Annotated in this window: 1 protein-coding gene; it reads left to right on the top strand. The window is 67.3% G+C overall.

Annotation, left to right across the window (positions count from 1 at the left end):
* On the top strand, positions 1 to 554 hold a 554-nt coding region (locus AAE045_RS24110; protein ID WP_455549823.1), incomplete at both ends, for an efflux RND transporter permease subunit.

Here is a 554-nt window from a genome sequence, read left to right as displayed (position 1 = left end):
AGACCATGCAGTCCCTGGTGGCCGATCAGCCCGGGTTCGCGTTGCAGTGGAGCGGGCTGTCCTACCAGGAACAGCTCTCCAGCAACCAGACGTTGTGGCTGTATGCGGCCTCCGTCGCCTTCATCTTCCTGTGCCTGGCCGCGCTCTACGAGAGCTGGACGGTGCCGGTGGCGGTGATGCTGGTGATTCCGCTGGGCGTGATCGGTACGGTGATCGCCACCACCGCGGCGGGCTTCGTCAACGACATCTACTTCCAGGTGGGACTGCTGACCACGATCGGTCTGTCGGCCAAGAACGCGATCCTGATCGTGGAATTCGCCGAGGCCGAGTACCGCGCGGGCAGTTCAGCGGTGGATGCGGCGCTGAAGGGCGCCCGCCTGCGCCTGCGGCCGATCGTGATGACCTCGCTGGCGTTCGTGGCCGGCGTGATCCCGCTGGCCCTGGCCACCGGCGCTGGCGCCGTGAGCCGGCGCGAGATCGGCGTCAGCGTGATCGGCGGGATGCTCTCCGGCACGCTGCTGGCGATCGTGCTGGTACCGCTGTTCTTCGTGCTG

This window comes from Dryocola clanedunensis (genome assembly GCF_038405435.1).
Taxonomy (GTDB): Bacteria; Pseudomonadota; Gammaproteobacteria; order Enterobacterales; family Enterobacteriaceae; genus Dryocola; species Dryocola clanedunensis_A.
Note: the sequence above shows the minus strand (reverse complement) of the source record. Positions and strands in the feature narration are given on the sequence as shown.